Here is a 16,406-nt window from a genome sequence, read left to right as displayed (position 1 = left end):
CCCCGTCTTCAAACTTAATAAACAAAGAAAAAAATTTTAATATAGTAAATACTTCTACACAACACTATCAAAATAATTCCATTTTCCCTTAAGCTTCTATTCGCATAAATTTAGTTGTTTTCAACAAAAATAAGCCCTTTCGCTCAAGTAAAACGCTTACATTTAAGAAAAAAGAACCATTGCGATTCTTCTATGAAGTTTTTACACTATTGTTATATTGAAAAATATATTATTTTCAAGGGGGAAAGTGAATGAGTAATTTGGCCAAAGATGCAAAAAAGCAATCTCCGCCTTACGATTTCGTACAAATTGCCAATAGTTCTAAGTTCAAGCAATTAATGTCCCAAAAGAAAAAATTTCTAATTCCTCTCACCGTCTTCTTTTTACTCTTTTATTTTATGTTACCAATTTTGACTTCTTACACAACTATTTTAAACAAGCCTGCTATCGGATCGATTACATGGACGTGGGTGTATGCATTTGCACAGTTTATCATGACTTGGGTGTTATCCATGATTTATGTTCGAAAAGCAATGAAATTTGATGAATTAGCTGCTGACATTGTGGAAGAAAACCAGATGGAAGGGGCTAACAATAAATGAGTCCAATCGCATTAATGTTGTTTGTCATTATCGTCCTCATCACTCTTATCATTACATATTGGGCAGCTAAAAGAACCAATACAACCAGTGAATTTTATACTGCTGGCGGGGGATTAACAGGCTGGCAAAATGGCTTAGCCATTGCAGGGGACTATTTATCAGCCGCCTCCTTCCTCGGAATAGCAGGTGCCATCGCGTTAACTGGTTTTGATGGATTTTTCTATTCGATTGGATATTTAGTTGCTTATTTAGTCGTTCTTTATATTGTTGCAGAACCACTAAGAAATTTAGGAAAGTATACAATTGCTGATATGATAAATGCCCGCTTTGATCAGAAAAAAGTGCGTGGTGTAGCCGCATTAAGCACGATTACCATTGTAATTTTTTATATGATTGCTCAATTAGTTGGAGCTGGCGCCCTTATCCAGCTATTATTGGGAATCGATTATTGGCTTGCGGTTTTAATTGTTGGCGTCATGATGACTATTTATGTATTATTTGGCGGTATGACTGCTACAAGCTGGGTTCAAATTATAAAAGCTGTCCTTTTAATGCTTGGAACAGTTGTTATCTCCTTTCTTGTTCTTGCAAAATTCAACTTTAATATTCTTACGATGTTCGACGAAATCAAAACACTTACACCATTAGGAGAAAACTATATTAATCCCGGCGTGAAGTATACCAACTCTCTCGATACTATTTCTATGATGGCAGCACTCGTTCTAGGAACTGCTGGTCTGCCGCATATACTAATGCGCTTCTTCACAGTAAAAGATGCGAAAACTGCTAGAAACTCTGTTGTAACAGCAACTTGGGTTATAGGCATTTTCTACATCTTAACCATCTTTTTAGGCTTTGGAGCTGCTGCTTTTGTAGGGGCTAGCAACATTGTGGAAGCAAATGCTGCGGGCAATATGGCAGCACCATTGCTTGCTCACGCTCTTGGCGGTGACTTTTTAATGAGTTTTGTCTCGGCGGTAGCATTTGCGACCATTCTAGCAGTTGTTGCAGGACTTGTATTATCAGGTGCCTCAGCCTTTGCCCATGATATATATGGTCAAATAATCAAAAAAGGAAAGGTTACCGAAAAACAGCAAATGAAAGCAGCTCGTTATGCTTCGGTTGCAGTAGCCTTGCTATCCATTATCCTTGCACTTTTTGCTCAAAAAATGAATGTAGCCTTTCTCGTATCCCTTGCATTCTGTGTAGCAGCCAGTGCTAATTTACCAGTTATCATTTTTACAATCTACTGGAAAAGATTTAATACAGCCGGCGCTATATCAGGCGTAGTAACAGGACTACTTACGGCGTTAGTGTTGGTTGCCATCAGCCCAAGTGTACTTAATCCTGTACCTGGTGCTGCTATTTTAACTGGAACGGCTATATTCCCGTTAACAAATCCTGCTATCATTTCCATTCCTGCAGGTTTTCTCGGTGCAATTATTGGGACCATCCTCTCCAATAAACGAGATGAAAAGAAATACGCCGAGGTTATTGTGAAAGCAAATACGGGTATGAAGTGAAGAAAAAAGACTGACTTTCTATAGCTTAAACGTTAGAGTAGAGTCAGTCTTTTCATTTTCCGGGAAATAAAATGACAAAAAGCGCCAAAAGTCGATTACTTTTCAAAGCAATCAACCCTTCACTGCCCCTCGACTATATCAGCAAACTCCTCTAATGTGGTAGAGTACTTAACATACTTACGCGGTAACAGATAGAGTTCATCCTTTATTCCCTTTGCACTATAGAATTCTGGTGTTGTGGTTAGCCCAAAAGAATAATGCTTCTTGACTTCCTCCATTGTCTTAGAATCAATATTTCCATAAGGATAAGAAAGGGCAATGACTTTCTTTCCTGTAATTGCTTCGATTTTGTCTTTCGAATCTTTTAGCTCATGTTTATAGTCTGTTGTTTTCACCAAATCAGGATGTGTTGCTGTATGGGATTGAATTGATAGAAAACCTGAACTAGCTAATTCTTTCAACTCTTGATTAGATAACCTATTGGCATTTCCGATAAAATCTGCTATAACAAACATCGTTGCTGTTGGGGTAAAATCGTCTGTTTTTATCTTTCGAAAAATTCCCAATACTCTTACATTATTTTTATAACCATCGTCTAACGTAATAAAAATTGGCTTTCTAACTTTATTTATATCCTGCCATTTTTCAAAAGTTAACGGAGTAAAACCATGATCTCGCAAATAAATCATTTGCTTTTCAAAATTTGCTGGAGTCACATATAATTCTTTTGAACCTTGTCCATGGAACTCTTCAATGGAATGGTAAACCAAAATAGGAATCTTTGTTTGTGCAATCACCATAGAAGGTAGAAAGGGAATTAAAAGAATTAACATCATTACCGTTTTTCCCATCATACAAACCTCATTTTAACAAAGTATTATGGAGGAAAGTTATCTCAAAGAGAGATAACTTCCTTTAAATTAATGCATATTATTATTCATATTCATTTGCTGCTGCATCATTGGAGCTCCTTGTGCAGGTGCAAATCCGTTTAAGATATTTTGCATATCTTGAGCAGCTAGCTGAGGAACTTGATAATAATGATGCTTGTTTTGGTATAAAGATACTTCATAAGCCATTTCCAAACAGTTCGGAATAGAAGCTGCAATAACTCGACGTACAACCGGATTAGTTGTTTCAGCTGCTGCCATTGTTTTCATGGAAGCAGAAGCTTTTAATGCACTAAGCATTGCCTGATCACTCATTTCCGTCACATTTTGAATTGGCTTTGCAGGAGGCATCTGGGTCATTCCAAAGATGAAATCATTATTTTCTTTCATCATATATGGTTCAGTTCTCTTTGCAGGAGGTTGTCCAGTTTGAAAACACTCTAATGTTAAATTGTACTCTTCTTGAATAAATTGATATTGTCTGTTTTGAATATCTCGTAATTCTGGATCCTGAATATGGTTTCCTAACAATTTATACAAATTCATTGTATTTATTGCTCCAACTAGTACTTCATGAACATCAAACATTTCATGTCCGCCATGATTCATCGCTTGTGGAACTTGACCTGTTTGTAGATTTTGGTGTACTTGCTGTCCGTTTTGCAACAATATAATCTCCTCCTGTAAATGGATTTTAAACAACATGATTAGTATGGTGAACGCTCTATAAACTATACGCTTAAAAATTGTTAATAATCGACAATGATAGAACTATTGCTTTGTTAATTTTTACTAGAGACTAAAGGTTTTAAAAACACTAAACCATGGATTTTTTTCTTTCTTTTTATCCATCCTAACACTAGGAGGTGTCAAGATGCCTAGAAATCAAGTTCAAGCGAATGTTGATCCAAATATGGATGGTCCACGAGAAGGTGTGATTGCAGACGCTGATGGAGATCAATTAGGAATAAGTAGAGATACAGAAGTTGAAACAACAGCATTTCATGTCAAGCAATTAAAAAAAGATCCTGAATTAACAAAATTTAATCAGTCTTTTAAAGATAAATGATAGTAACACGAAAATTAGCAATTGTATGGAGGAAAAAATGAATAGTTATTTGGATACGATGGTCACTAAAGTGAAAGATTCCATTATTCAGGCTGCTGATTCGGTTCGAAAAGGTTTTTTCACCTTAACGGGTGAAACTTCTCTGTCCGTTAATGAACTGGCAAAATATATAAAAGAAAATAAAGAAACAAAAACAGAAAGCAAATATTTATTAGGCAATTATTATTACTTCAGTCACTTACAAGAGAATGGTATTCGTTATTATTTAGAAACAAATGGAGACTTCATCTTACAATTGGATGCGAGTACAAAAGATCATGTATTGATCGCCTACCGTTCTTACAAGGACAAGCTTTCTATAAATACTCCCGTGAAATTTCCAAAGATACAATAACAATGTTTAAAAACAGGAAGGTTTTACGCTTCCTGTTTTTAACTATACTTCTTATTCAACTTTTCCTTCCCAGCTTTGCATACCACCAATGACATTTACTACACGATATCCATTTTTATTTAATATTTGAGCAGCCTGACTACTTCTTCCTCCCGATTGACATACCATAAAATATTCTTTTTGTTTATCTAATTCATGCATTCTAAATTCAATAAGACGCAAAGAAATATTTATCGCTTCAGGAATTTTCCCTGTCGCCACTTCCGCTGGTTCCCGAACATCAATAATCGAGACTTTCTCTCCACTCTGCAATTTGCTATTTAATTCCGTTGTTGTTATTTCTTTCATTTCATTTACCCCTTCCCTCGAAAAACTAATTTTAGATAAATAAATTCACATTGCCATCCTCTGCTTCAGCCAAATAGGCAGCAACACCAGCATAATCAATCCCTTTTAACAGCTCTTCTTCTTTTAATCCAAGTAAATCCTTTGTCATCGTACATGCGACAAGATTTACCTTCTGTTCCTGCGCCATTGCTATTAATTGTGGAAGTGTCATTGCCTGATGCTGTTTGATAACATGTTTAATCATCTTAGGACCAAATCCTAAAAAATTCATTTTGGATAGCCCCATTCTATCTGCTCCTTTTGGCATCATTTTTCCAAAGAGCTTTTCTAACAATCCCTTATTTACTTTTATATTTTCTTCTTTTCTTAAAGTATTTAATCCCCAAAAAGTATGAAAGATAGTAACTTCATGATCGTAAGCAGCTGCCCCATTAGCAATTATATAGGCAGCCATCGCTTTATCATAATCACCACTGAATAACACAATCGTCGTTTTCGTTGCCATATTATCTCCTCTCTTAATTACCATTACCCCTACGGGTATATAATCATCTAAAATTATAAGCTCTATTGGTTCTAGAGCTTTTTATCTTTGTTCATTATCTGCTTTTGACTAACAGATTTACTGCTTCCTTAATCACATCATCCATTTTTTCTCCGTTTTCCTGAGCTTCTACCACACAGTCAACTAAGTTAGTGCTCACAATAACACCCATTGTTCGATCTACTGCTGAACGAACAGCTGATAACTGTGTAATCACTTCCTTACAATCTTTATTCTCTTCCATCATTTTCAGAATTCCTCTTAATTGTCCTTCCATTCGCTTAACTCTATTTTTTAATTGATCATTATATTCCAAGAAAATACCCCTTCCATTTGCTATATTTTCAGTTAGTCACTATTATCCTACATTATACATGATTTATTGATCATTATTATAGCCTGCCAAACTAGCTGAAGCGAATGTATAGCAATTGTAACTAAAGAGAATTCTCTATTTCTTTATTTTTTCTTAATCCAAAATTTAATAGTAGAACCTACTTGTTCCATTTTTAAAATTTGATGTCCTACCTTTTTTGTCCATGCTGGCAAATCACTTAATACCCCTCTATCTGTCGCTTGCAACTCTAGCACTTGCTTACTCTCTAATTGATCCATCCCTTGTTTTAATTTCACAATTGGCATTGGACAAGTTAATCCGGCAACATCTAGTACAGTTTCAATTTGAAAGCCTTCGTCTTCTCTTATTTCTTCATTTGTTTGATTGCTTTCTTCCGTTCTTTCTACCTTTTTTGTATACGCAAAAGCTGAGGAATAGGTTTTCCAGCCACCATCAACGTTTTTAACATTAAATCCGTTATTTTTTAATATTCTACTAGCTAAATATCCTCTTAAACCAACTTGACAGCTTACATAAATCGGTTGATCTTTTGATAACTCATCCATTCTCTCTCTTAGTTCACCTAATGACATATTAAGTGAACCTTCTATATATCCAAACTCTCTCTCTACACTTTCTCTTACATCCAGTAAATATCCACCATCTTGCACAATCTGATCTACCTCATGCCATTGGATTTGCTCTAATTCTCCATCTACAATATTCGACGCCACATATCCTGCCATATTTACAGGATCCTTGGCAGATGAATATGGTGGTGCATATGACAGTTCTAGATTAGTTAGATCTTCTACACTTAAATTACCTTTAATTGCAGTTGCAATGACATCAATCCGTTTATCGACACCTTCTCTTCCAATTGCTTGTGCCCCATATATTTGTCCTGATTCTTTATCAAATATCAATTTAAACGTAATTGGAGAACTTTCAGGATAGTAGCCAGCATGTGAATTAGGGTGAATATGGACTACTTCATAAGGAATTTCCCATTTTTGGAGTGTTTTTTCATTATTCCCTGTAGTAGCTACTGTTAAGTCAAATACTTTGACAATTGAAGTACCTAATGTTCCTTCATACTTCTCTTTTTTTCCCATCATATTATTAGCAGCAATTCTCCCTTGGCGATTTGCTGGTCCTGCAAGGGGTATCATTGTTTTCTTTCTATTGATGTAGTCACGAACTTCAATAGCATCCCCAACAGCATAAATATCTTGATTAGAAGTTTGTAATAAGTGATTTACAATAATACCACCTTGTTCCCCAATCTCTAGTCCTGCTTGTTTGGCTAACTCATTTTCTGATCTCACTCCAATAGATAGAATGGTCATATCTGTTTGCACTTCCGTCCCATCTTCCAGTATTATAATATTTCCATTGTCTTTAAATTCTTTTACTCCATTACCTAAAATAAGTGTTATCCCATTTTGCTTAAGATGTGTTTGAACAGAACCTGCCATTTCCACATCAAGTGGACCTAAAATTTGATGACCCTTCTCCACAATCATTACCTTTATTCCACGGGCAACTAAGTTTTCTGCCATTTCTACACCAATAAATCCGCCACCTATAATGACAGCACTTTCTGGTGTGTTCTGATCAACAAAGGCTTTTATGCGATCTGTATCTGGTATATTTCTTAGTGTAAATAGTGATTGATGGTTTTCTATACCTAATATAGGGGGAATAATTGGTCTTGCTCCTGGTGAAAGCAACAGCTTATCATAAGTTTCTTCGTATATCTCTTCTGTTTGTAAATTTTTAATCGTGACTTTTTTATTATTCGCATCAATCGATATCGCTTCACTCTTTACTCTAATATCCAATAAAAACCTTTTTGACATTCCTTCCACTGTCTGTACGAGCAACTTACTTCTGTCTTTAATCGTTTCTCCAATATAATAAGGCAGCCCACAATTAGCAAAAGAAATGTGCTCTCCTCTTTCAATCAAGATAATTTCCACTTCTTCACTTATCCTTCTTAATCGTGCAGCAGCTGTTGCCCCACCTGCCACACCACCAATAATAATTACTTTCTTCCTCATAATATAAGATCCTCCTCATATACCTACACGGGTATTTTTTTTGATAAAAAATATACCCATAGGGGTTTATAAAATATTATAGAGAGCAAACAAAAATAAGTAAAGAAAAAAATGCTGGGTATTATAAATGACTCTTGTTTTTCTTATAATTAGCAAATTTAGTGGTCTAACTATTAGCGCTTTTCTGTAGCAATTCTTCAAATTCTTTTCTACGGAACTTTCATAGGAAATAATACATAATGGCATACCGAAATATTCCTGTATGCCATTGATAATTTTAATTATTCTTATTTTAAATGGTTAATAAACCGCTCCACTTCCTCTTCTTTTGTTGCCCAAGAGGTGACAAGCCGAATCGCAGAATGTTCCTTATCAATTTTTCCCCATATGATGAAGTTATAATTTTTCTGTAATTCTATAATCTTATCGTTAGAAACAATCGGAAAAACCTGATTAGTCGAAGATTGGGTTAAAAAACGATAACCTTTCTCGGCTAATGCTGTTGTTAGTCTTTCTGCCAGCCTATTAGCGTGTTCAGCCAATTCGAAGAAAAGATTATCCTTAAATAGCTCATAAAATTGGATTCCTAGCACTCTGCCTTTTGCCAGCATTGCTCCTTTTTGCTTAATATGATAACGGAAATCCTCCTTTAAGGAATCTTTCTTTAACACAAGCGCTTCCCCCATCAATGCTCCATTTTTGGTACCGCCAATATAAAAAGCATCCAGAAGTTGAGGTAAATCACTTAACGTAAGATCATTGTCTTTGGCACAAAGTGCTGACCCTAAACGTGCTCCATCCATATAGAAAAGCAATTGATTCTTCTGACAAAATTCACTTAACTGTTTAAGCTCGCTTTTGGAATAAATCGTTCCAATTTCAGTTGAATTGGATATGTATACGAGTTTTGGCTTTACCATATGTTCATCTGTATGCTCATCAAGTACCTTTTGAATTAGACTTGGTGTTAACTTGCCATTTTCCGTATCAACTGTAAGAACCTTATGACCAGTTGCTTCGATAGCTCCTGTTTCATGAACAAAAATATGTCCAGACTTAGCGGCAATGGCTGCTTCATGTGGTCTTAAAAAGGCAGAAATGGCAATTAAATTAGTTTGCGTTCCGCCAACTAAAAGATGAACATCTACCTCCTCACAATTCAGTTTTTCTTTCAATATTTCAACTGCTTTGTGTGTAAAGGAATCTTGCCCATATCCTATTTCTTGCTGCAAATTGGATTCTAGCAATGCTTGTAAAATTCGTGGATGTGCTCCTTCACTATAATCATTATTAAAACTATACATGGACATAGCCTCCTTTTTAAAAATATTTTCTCACAAAAAGATTCGTCTTGTCACTAAATGTTTTGGCAATTGTCCACTTTATCGCGGTTGTCGAATAACTATATGAAAATGGTTGGCAAGGCTTCACTGAGAACTGTGTGGATTTTCAAGAGGAAGCATTAATAGCCAGCTAGCTACCAAAATTAGAAGTATTATCTCATCACTACAAATAAAGGGATTATCACTTAATTTTAAGTAGTAATCCCTTGCTAAAATATTATTTTGATATAAACATTTGCGTCCAATAGTTACCATTTTGGTGATATCCTACACCGATTTGTGTAAAGTTTTCACTTAGTATGTTTGCTCTATGACCGCTCGAATTCATCCACGCTTGAACTACTGCTTATGCGCTTGTTTGACCTTGAGCAATATTTTCTCCAGCTGCTTTATAACTAATTCCGTATGCTTTCATCATATCAAATGGCGATCCGTATGTTGGACTTGTATAACTAAAGTACTTTTTTTGAGCCATATCCATCGATTTATCTCTAGCAACTCTTGATAATTCCCAGTTTTCCGTTAAAGCAGGAAGTCCATTTTTTGACGTTCTATATTGCAAAGTCGGATTACTTCCCATTCTACTGTTTTAATGGGATCAATATTGGGGATAGTCAATTTTTGATTTGGATAAATTAAACTAGGATTTGAAATCTGTGGGTTCGCAGCAATAATCTCTGTTAAGCCAATTTGATATTTCACCGCAATTTCCCACATCGAATCTCCATTTTTAACGATATATGTATCAGCAAATACCATCGTAGGGAGTGCTATTAAACAAAAAAAAGTAACCATTGCTATTATTTTCTTCATTTTACCATTCCTTCTGAATAATAAGGTGCGCACAAAATTTCGTTCTTATACTTTCGTCCATTATTTTTTTGCTTTCTTTCCCTTTTTTAAATACAAAAAGCAGAAGTTAGCTATACTCCTAACTTCTGCTATCTATTTATTTATTCTGCATCTGCTTTTTTTCTGCGAACGATGATAGAAAGACAAACACCTGCTGCTAAAATAACTATCCCAATCAGTAGATATGTGCCATTATTAGTTGCTGTATTTGGCAAGGAATTTTTTGATTTTCCGTTATTATCAGCCTTCTCACCGTTATCTCCTTTGTCTCCCTTATTATCAATGGGATTCTTATCTGCATTAACTGGGGCTTCTTTATCTGGTTTTTCTGGAACTTCAGGATCTGTTGAATCCACTGGATTTTCTGGATCATTGGGCTCTTTGTCGTCATCATCCGGATTTCCGCCTGTCTCTTTTTCATTTTTTATGACAATAGTAGTAAGTGGCTCAAGTGTTATTTTTTCTGCTGTTAAAGTGAAGCCACTTTTCTCTTCAACAGAATCTTTACCTGCTTCATCATTATCCACTACTACTTTAAATTCGGTTAAATCTTCACTTAATGTCAGCTCCCTAGCTTTTGTATCACCATTCATAAATACATAATAGCTGCCTGTATTGTCTGTTGACTCATTTTTATAGGCAATAATAACATCTTCTTCCTGTATCTCTTGTGCATCAATCATGGTTACATTAGAATCGACTAAACTCTTTTCACCTAGTCGAAAAGCATTGCTTGATTTTCTTAATTCAATTAATCCTTTTGTATATTCCACCGTTTCATTATTTATTGGATATGCTTCCTCATTGGTGGCTTTGGACCAATCAAACATATTAATGGCATCAGATGAATCATAGGAATCATGAACAAAGTAACCAAACACATTGCCATTTTCATCTGTAAAAGCATCATATTTTTGTTCTGGAATTCCCTCTCCTAGCCATTGCTTGGTTCTTCCATATTCTTGTCCTGCATGTAAAAATGCCGTGCCTTGTGAAGTCAGAATCAATGAGTTTCCAAGGCGAATGCGTTTATGAATTTCTAGATCATTTTCTGGAATGGCTGGATCTTTTTTCAAAGCTTTCGCAATAATATCGTAGAGCGGCAGATTATCATGTGCTTCAATATATTGCACCATGTCTCCTGGATCATCTGCTGGCGTATTGGATGGCTGTGCTTTTATATTATTAAATATCGTCTGAATATTACGAGCTCCGCCAGTGATAAAGCGCGGCTCTCCTTCTGAACCAAAACCCGATTTTAACTCATTTCTTATTTCATCAGAAAAAACACCGACATCATCGGTTTTATCCATCCAATCTTGGTCTGCACCTTTTCCTGCCAAAGATGGGTCTGCTAAATGACCAGAGAACGTCCTCCACCCTTCTCCAATAAATAATGCATTGGGATTGATGCCTTTCGCTTCATCATAAGCTTTTTGAACAGCTTCATCGGTTGCATCCCCCATCATATCCCATCTCATGCCATCGATTTTAAATTCACGAAACCAATATTTCACTGAATCTATCATTAGCTTTTCCGCCATTTTATGATTTGTAGCTAAGTTATTTCCAAATCCTCCCACAAACTTACCATTACTGTCTTGGAAAAAATAATAGTCTGGAACAATATCATTTAATAGACTAGCATTGGACATATGTGTATATACAACATCTAGAACCACTCCCATGCCAGCAGCATGAATCGCATTAATTAGCTCCTTTAATTCTTTAATGCGCAGCTCTGGATCTTTTGGATTTTCAGAATAGGCACCATCTGGTGAGAAATAGTTATGAGGATCATACCCCCAATTATATTCATTTCCTGCTGCCGAATACGCTAATTCCCTTTCTCCCATTCTCGTTTCATCTCCCCAATACCAAGCATTAACTGGCAGGAGCTGGACATGTGTAACACCCAAGGATTTTATATAATCCAGTTTATCAATAAATGCTTTATAAGTTCCAAAGCGACCATTTAAATCAGTCTCAATGGTTGGATCAGAAGTAAAGTCACGAATATGAGCTTCCCATATAATCGCATCTTCTCTTTTTTCATAACCATCGATGTTAACACCACTAAAGTTAGCTGGGTTGGTTTGACTTAAATCAACAATGGCCGCCTTTCCTACTGTATCGCCATCACTGCCAACTTTTCCCTCTGTGTTAACAGTAAATGCTGCCATTGATTTAGCATAAGGATCTAAAACTTTAGATACTTTTCCATCATTGGTTACTTCATATTGATAATAATATCCTCTTGTGTCGTTGATGCCGAGCTCACTCGCTTTCGCTTCAATCCTCCATACCCCTTGATCCCCTTGTACTAAATCTAAACTGCCGATTTTCCTTGCTGCATCATTTTTATCATAAAAAACAGCGGTTACCTTTGAGGCTTTCGGTGCCCATAATTTTAATGTTGCATCTTTATTATGATAAGTGGCCCCTAAATCATTGCCCTCATAAAAGTAATTTTCATCTAACATTTTCCACCCAGATTTAGCTGTAACAGATCTTCCTTGATAAGAGATTGTAAAAGGCCCCTTTTCCGCATCATAAATACCTGTTATTTCCACTGTGGTTTCATTAATAATTTTCACTGCACGAAAATCTATTACTTCTTTGTCCTTATCTACAATAGATAATGCTTGCGCTATTTCCTCTTCCACAAGTCCTTTTGTACTGGAAAAAGTTAATTGGATGGTTGTGTCAGACAATAGTTCCCCTGATACTAAATCAGTTGGGGATTCCCAGTATGGTGAAATATACACTTGATCATCTTCATTTTTAATCCACAAATGATCGTATTCTTCCAATAATGCAAATCCTTTGTCTCCGGCTATCTTTTCACCATTTTCACGGTTTACAATAAGAAAGCCAATTTTTTTAGCATTCTCTTTCACTTTTATATCAACATAAGCACCATAGCGATCATTCTTTTCTAACGCTACGGCATCAGTTGGCCAATTAACAGTAGGTGATTCTACATCTTCCCATAACCACACCCCTAACTTATCATAGTTTTGGTCATCTCTTTGATAATGAATTCTAACTGTATTGTCAGCCAGCTCTACCGGCTCAAATAGATGAACACTATCTGAACCTTCTTTAATCCATATTTCATTTAATGATGGATTGTTTATCGTAACTGACTTATCTCCACTCTCTTTCTCTCCATTGGTTCTGTTTACAACAAGAAAGCTTACCTTTCTAGCATCTTCTTTCAAAGGGATATCAATATATGTACCATACTCATCTTGATTCTCTTCTTCAAACGCTGCAGCACCTTGTGGCCAATTGGCAGTTGGCGATTCTACATCTTCCCACAGCCATAACCCTAGATCCTGATACTTGTTCTCCTCATTTTGATAATGAATTCTTAATGTGTTTTCAGGTATGTCTTTTCCACTTGTGTTCCCTGCTTTTACGTTCATTTGATTGAATGAGAAGCCTCGTGTCGTGAACACAAGAACAAATATCGTTAGAATAATGAGTAATTTCCTTAACCAGTGATTCATTCCTGTTCCTCCTGTTTTAAATGTTTTAAGCAACTTAAGTCTTTTGCTAAACCTACCTAGTTGTAAAAAAATAAGCGTTTACTTCTTTTAGTGATGTAAAAGTAAACGCTTTCTTTATATGAGAGATTATAAATATAGTAGATTATGAGTGTCAATATTTCTTTTGATTGTTCACGGTAACAGAATTCCAAGCAAGATAGTTACAGGCATCCAGCTTTATAAAATAGACAAAAAATTAATGAAGCTTTTTGGTTTTCATTTTTATGAGGATTGGACGCGTTTGGCTGATATTTCCTACATTGGCTGATTCCCCTGCTGCTTTGGCTGATATTTTTTTACATTGGCTGATTCCCCTGCTGCTTTGGCTGATATTTTTTTACTTTGGCTGATTTCCTTGCTGCTTTGGCTGATATTTTCTTACTTTGGCTGATTTCCTTGCTGCTTTGGCTGATATTTTTCTAGTTTGGCTGATTTCTTTGCTGTTTTGGCTGATATTTTCCTAGTTTGGCTGATTCCCTTGCTATTTTGGCTGATATTTTCTTACTTTGGCTGATTCCCCTGCTGTTTTGGCTGATATCTATCATTCTAATTAGTTAGTTTTCACTTATAAATACAAAATAAAGATTCTTTCATTGCTGTTTACCATATAAATGGGTAACTCGGTCAGTAATAAATACTACCGGTTACCCAAATAAAGATTTTCCACATATTAGTATCTATTCAACTGCCACATAACCAGTTTCCGAAACAATCTGTTGGCCTTGCTCTGACACCATCCATTTTAAAAATCCATCTATTTGGGGAGAGCTATTATCCTCCAGCGTTATAGCATAAAATTCATTAATGAATGGATAACTTCCATCTTTAATTGTTTCTACTGTAGGAGGTATTCCATCAACAGCAATATTTCTTATTTTTCCATTACGCACCATATCTTCTGAAAAATGCCGGAAAGAGAATCCAATTGCATTACTTTTATTCTGATAGTCTGCAGTTTCACTTATTATGCCTTCCATTGCATCGACAATATCCTTTGTGGGAGGGTCCATTAACGGTTTTCCATCCATGACCCTTAGCAAGGCAGATTGACTGCCACTTTCTTCTGGTCTTTGAAATGCTCTAATTTTTTCATGCTTTCCACCGACTTCCTTCCAGTTTCTTATTTTCCCAGAATAAATATCCTGTATTTGTTCTATGCTGAGTGTTTCCACTGGATTTTTCGCATGAACAAAAAAGATAAATGCCTCTCTCCCAATTGGCGTCAGCTTTAATTTCACCCCCTGGCTTTCAGCCATTTTATATTGTTTCTCTGAAGGCTTTGGCATAAATATGATGTCTGCCTCACGATTTAATAAGCGATTATATGCCTCACTTGTTTGACTTGAAACTACCTCACTTTCCTCTAACGGATACTTCTTTTGTGGATACACTGCTTGAACAAATCCTGCATATACAGGATAAAGAGCGGTAGAGCCATCTAACCGCGGAAGATTTTTTTCAATTTTAAATAGTGATTCTTCTTTCAGAGAAACTGCTTTTGTTCCCTCTAAAAATGGCATATATTCTGTTAAATCTGTATCTTGACTACTAACAACCTCTAAATTTTTATCGTAATGTTCATAAATTATATAACCCGCTATCCCGCAGATACTAATAGCTAAAATCATTAATCTTGCCTTTTTGACCGCTTTTTTCTTCCACCATTCAAAAATTAATAGATAAACAGTTATTATATAAAGTACAGTAATAATCGGTAAAAACCATAGATAAAATGTACTCGCTGTGAATAAAGTGGTTAACATTGTTGCAAAAAAACCGATAAATCCAATAAATACCGTCATTATAATTGCTTGAAATACCTTCATTTTTTTCTCCTTTATCATTACAAACTCTCATTTATTCGTCATAACAAATGATTTATTTCAATTTTAGTGTATATTTTCACTTTTATCAAGAATTATTTTATTTGATACGATTCCTTTATTGCTTTGAAAGGATTTAAATAAAAAAAGATGAATCCTGTAAAGAATTCATCTTTAAAATATATCTATTGTTGATGACTCGGATGAAGCTGAAAATATTGAAATAATAAATAGGATAACCAAATACAGTCACGATGATGTCGAATGTTTTCAATCAATCCTTTTAGTAAAACCGGGTTCAATGTTTTCTCTTCCAACTGCTCTATCAGTAAAGAAAGCGATTCGTTCACATAATGATCATCTACTTCTTCCCTTTTCCCTTTTATAAGTTGCAGTAAATCCTCTTTTGTCGCACTTTCTTCCTTAACGGACTGATGCAGCAACTGATAGATACTTTCTGTAAAATATGGTGATTCTGTATATGAAGCTAGGATGTCTGTTTTCTCTACAAGAGATTTTGCAAGCCTGTGTAAATCAAAATCAATATATTTATTATGGTTTAATACAATATGCGTATAAGTATTAAGAAACCCTTTAATACTAAATACTAAATCATACTTGATTGCTTGTTTGGATGAATCATATACTTCTCCAATCATATGCTCGATTGTTTTTTCCAATAAATGATCATAATAAGTAAACTTTCGAATAAATTCTTCATTAAACGAAAGCGCTTGCTCTTTAATAAATAACATCGCAAAACTAGAATTTTCCTTAAATGTATATAATATTTCATAATAAAAATGATAAAGAATATCATCTACGTGATTGACTGCATAGTCAAGTTTCACGATGAACTGTTCCATAAAATAATCAACTAAAGCCATAATTAGTTCATCCTTTGACTTAAAGGATAAATAGAAGGCCCCTTTAGAAATCCCACAATGTTCCGTTATTTGTTGAACGGAAGTAGCCGCAAATCCTTGCTTTGCAAATAACTCTATTGATTTTTCCATGATCAGCTGTTTTTTTGTCATCTCATTCTCTCCTATGTACTATTGATT

The 16,406-nt window shown here is 35.3% G+C and carries 15 protein-coding genes and 1 pseudogene; 4 read left to right on the top strand and 12 right to left on the bottom strand.

Annotation, left to right across the window (positions count from 1 at the left end; translation table 11 throughout):
- Positions 1 to 251 precede the first annotated feature (251 nt).
- Positions 252 to 602: a DUF485 domain-containing protein gene (locus NST77_RS03360; RefSeq protein WP_095332143.1), complete on the top strand. Its 351-nt coding sequence runs from the start codon at positions 252 to 254 to the stop codon at positions 600 to 602.
- Positions 599 to 2,125, top strand: a complete 1,527-nt coding sequence (locus tag NST77_RS03355) for a solute symporter family protein (protein ID WP_123257300.1) — start codon at positions 599 to 601, stop codon at positions 2,123 to 2,125. Before NST77_RS03360 ends, NST77_RS03355 begins: the two co-directional genes overlap by 4 nt.
- A 119-nt stretch (positions 2,126 to 2,244) precedes the next feature.
- Here NST77_RS03355 and NST77_RS03350 read toward each other — a convergent pair whose 3' ends face one another.
- Together NST77_RS03350 and NST77_RS03345 are read right to left on the bottom strand one after the other, a co-directional pair.
- A complete protein-coding gene (locus NST77_RS03350) occupies positions 2,245 to 2,976 on the bottom strand; it encodes a polysaccharide deacetylase family protein (RefSeq protein ID WP_123257299.1) in 732 nt (243 codons plus the stop codon).
- Between the two features lie 69 nt (positions 2,977 to 3,045).
- Complete coding sequence (locus NST77_RS03345) at positions 3,046 to 3,720, bottom strand: spore coat protein (RefSeq protein WP_445668901.1); 675 nt, start codon at positions 3,718 to 3,720, stop codon at positions 3,046 to 3,048.
- A gap of 169 nt (positions 3,721 to 3,889) precedes the next feature.
- On the opposite strand from NST77_RS03345, the gene NST77_RS03340 reads away from it, so the two are divergent.
- Together NST77_RS03340 and NST77_RS03335 are read left to right on the top strand one after the other, a co-directional pair.
- Positions 3,890 to 4,084: a hypothetical protein gene (locus tag NST77_RS03340; protein WP_341122734.1), complete on the top strand. Its 195-nt coding sequence runs from the start codon at positions 3,890 to 3,892 to the stop codon at positions 4,082 to 4,084.
- 37 nt (positions 4,085 to 4,121) lie between these two features.
- On the top strand, positions 4,122 to 4,478 hold the full coding sequence (locus tag NST77_RS03335) for a hypothetical protein (protein WP_123259735.1): 357 nt from the start codon (positions 4,122 to 4,124) through the stop codon (positions 4,476 to 4,478).
- 51 nt (positions 4,479 to 4,529) lie between these two features.
- On the opposite strand, the gene NST77_RS03330 is transcribed toward NST77_RS03335, so the two are convergent.
- From NST77_RS03330 to NST77_RS03285, 10 genes and pseudogenes are all read right to left on the bottom strand, one after another.
- Entirely contained in the window at positions 4,530 to 4,826 is a 297-nt protein-coding gene (locus tag NST77_RS03330; protein WP_123257296.1) for a rhodanese-like domain-containing protein, read from the bottom strand.
- Between the two features lie 31 nt (positions 4,827 to 4,857).
- The gene (locus NST77_RS03325) at positions 4,858 to 5,331 is read right to left on the bottom strand and encodes a DsrE/DsrF/DrsH-like family protein (protein WP_341122733.1); all 474 of its coding nucleotides are present in this window, start codon (positions 5,329 to 5,331) and stop codon (positions 4,858 to 4,860) included.
- Between the two features lie 94 nt (positions 5,332 to 5,425).
- Positions 5,426 to 5,686: a metal-sensitive transcriptional regulator gene (locus tag NST77_RS03320; protein WP_123257294.1), complete on the bottom strand. Its 261-nt coding sequence runs from the start codon at positions 5,684 to 5,686 to the stop codon at positions 5,426 to 5,428.
- 143 nt (positions 5,687 to 5,829) lie between these two features.
- On the bottom strand, positions 5,830 to 7,770 hold the full coding sequence (locus NST77_RS03315; RefSeq protein WP_341122732.1) for an FAD-dependent oxidoreductase: 1,941 nt from the start codon (positions 7,768 to 7,770) through the stop codon (positions 5,830 to 5,832).
- A gap of 287 nt (positions 7,771 to 8,057) precedes the next feature.
- On the bottom strand, positions 8,058 to 9,074 hold the full coding sequence (locus tag NST77_RS03310) for a threonine aldolase family protein (RefSeq protein WP_171509463.1): 1,017 nt from the start codon (positions 9,072 to 9,074) through the stop codon (positions 8,058 to 8,060).
- Between the two features lie 256 nt (positions 9,075 to 9,330).
- A pseudogene (gene safA, locus NST77_RS03305) lies at positions 9,331 to 9,926 on the bottom strand (SafA/ExsA family spore coat assembly protein).
- Between the two features lie 140 nt (positions 9,927 to 10,066).
- Positions 10,067 to 13,480, bottom strand: coding sequence for a pullulanase (locus tag NST77_RS03300; RefSeq protein WP_341122731.1), 3,414 nt, complete (start codon positions 13,478 to 13,480; stop codon positions 10,067 to 10,069).
- 458 nt (positions 13,481 to 13,938) lie between these two features.
- Entirely contained in the window at positions 13,939 to 14,064 is a 126-nt protein-coding gene (locus NST77_RS03295; protein WP_275068801.1) for a hypothetical protein, read from the bottom strand.
- A 132-nt stretch (positions 14,065 to 14,196) separates the two neighbouring features.
- Complete coding sequence (locus tag NST77_RS03290; protein ID WP_095332120.1) at positions 14,197 to 15,345, bottom strand: PstS family phosphate ABC transporter substrate-binding protein; 1,149 nt, start codon at positions 15,343 to 15,345, stop codon at positions 14,197 to 14,199.
- A gap of 182 nt (positions 15,346 to 15,527) precedes the next feature.
- The gene (locus tag NST77_RS03285) at positions 15,528 to 16,379 is read right to left on the bottom strand and encodes a TetR/AcrR family transcriptional regulator (RefSeq protein ID WP_123257289.1); all 852 of its coding nucleotides are present in this window, start codon (positions 16,377 to 16,379) and stop codon (positions 15,528 to 15,530) included.
- Between the last annotated feature and the right edge of the window lie 27 nt (positions 16,380 to 16,406).

The organism is Niallia sp. FSL W8-0177 (genome assembly GCF_038006285.1).
In the GTDB taxonomy this organism is placed as follows: domain Bacteria; phylum Bacillota; class Bacilli; order Bacillales; family Cytobacillaceae; genus Niallia; species Niallia circulans_A.
This window is presented reverse-complemented; position numbering and strand designations above follow the sequence as displayed.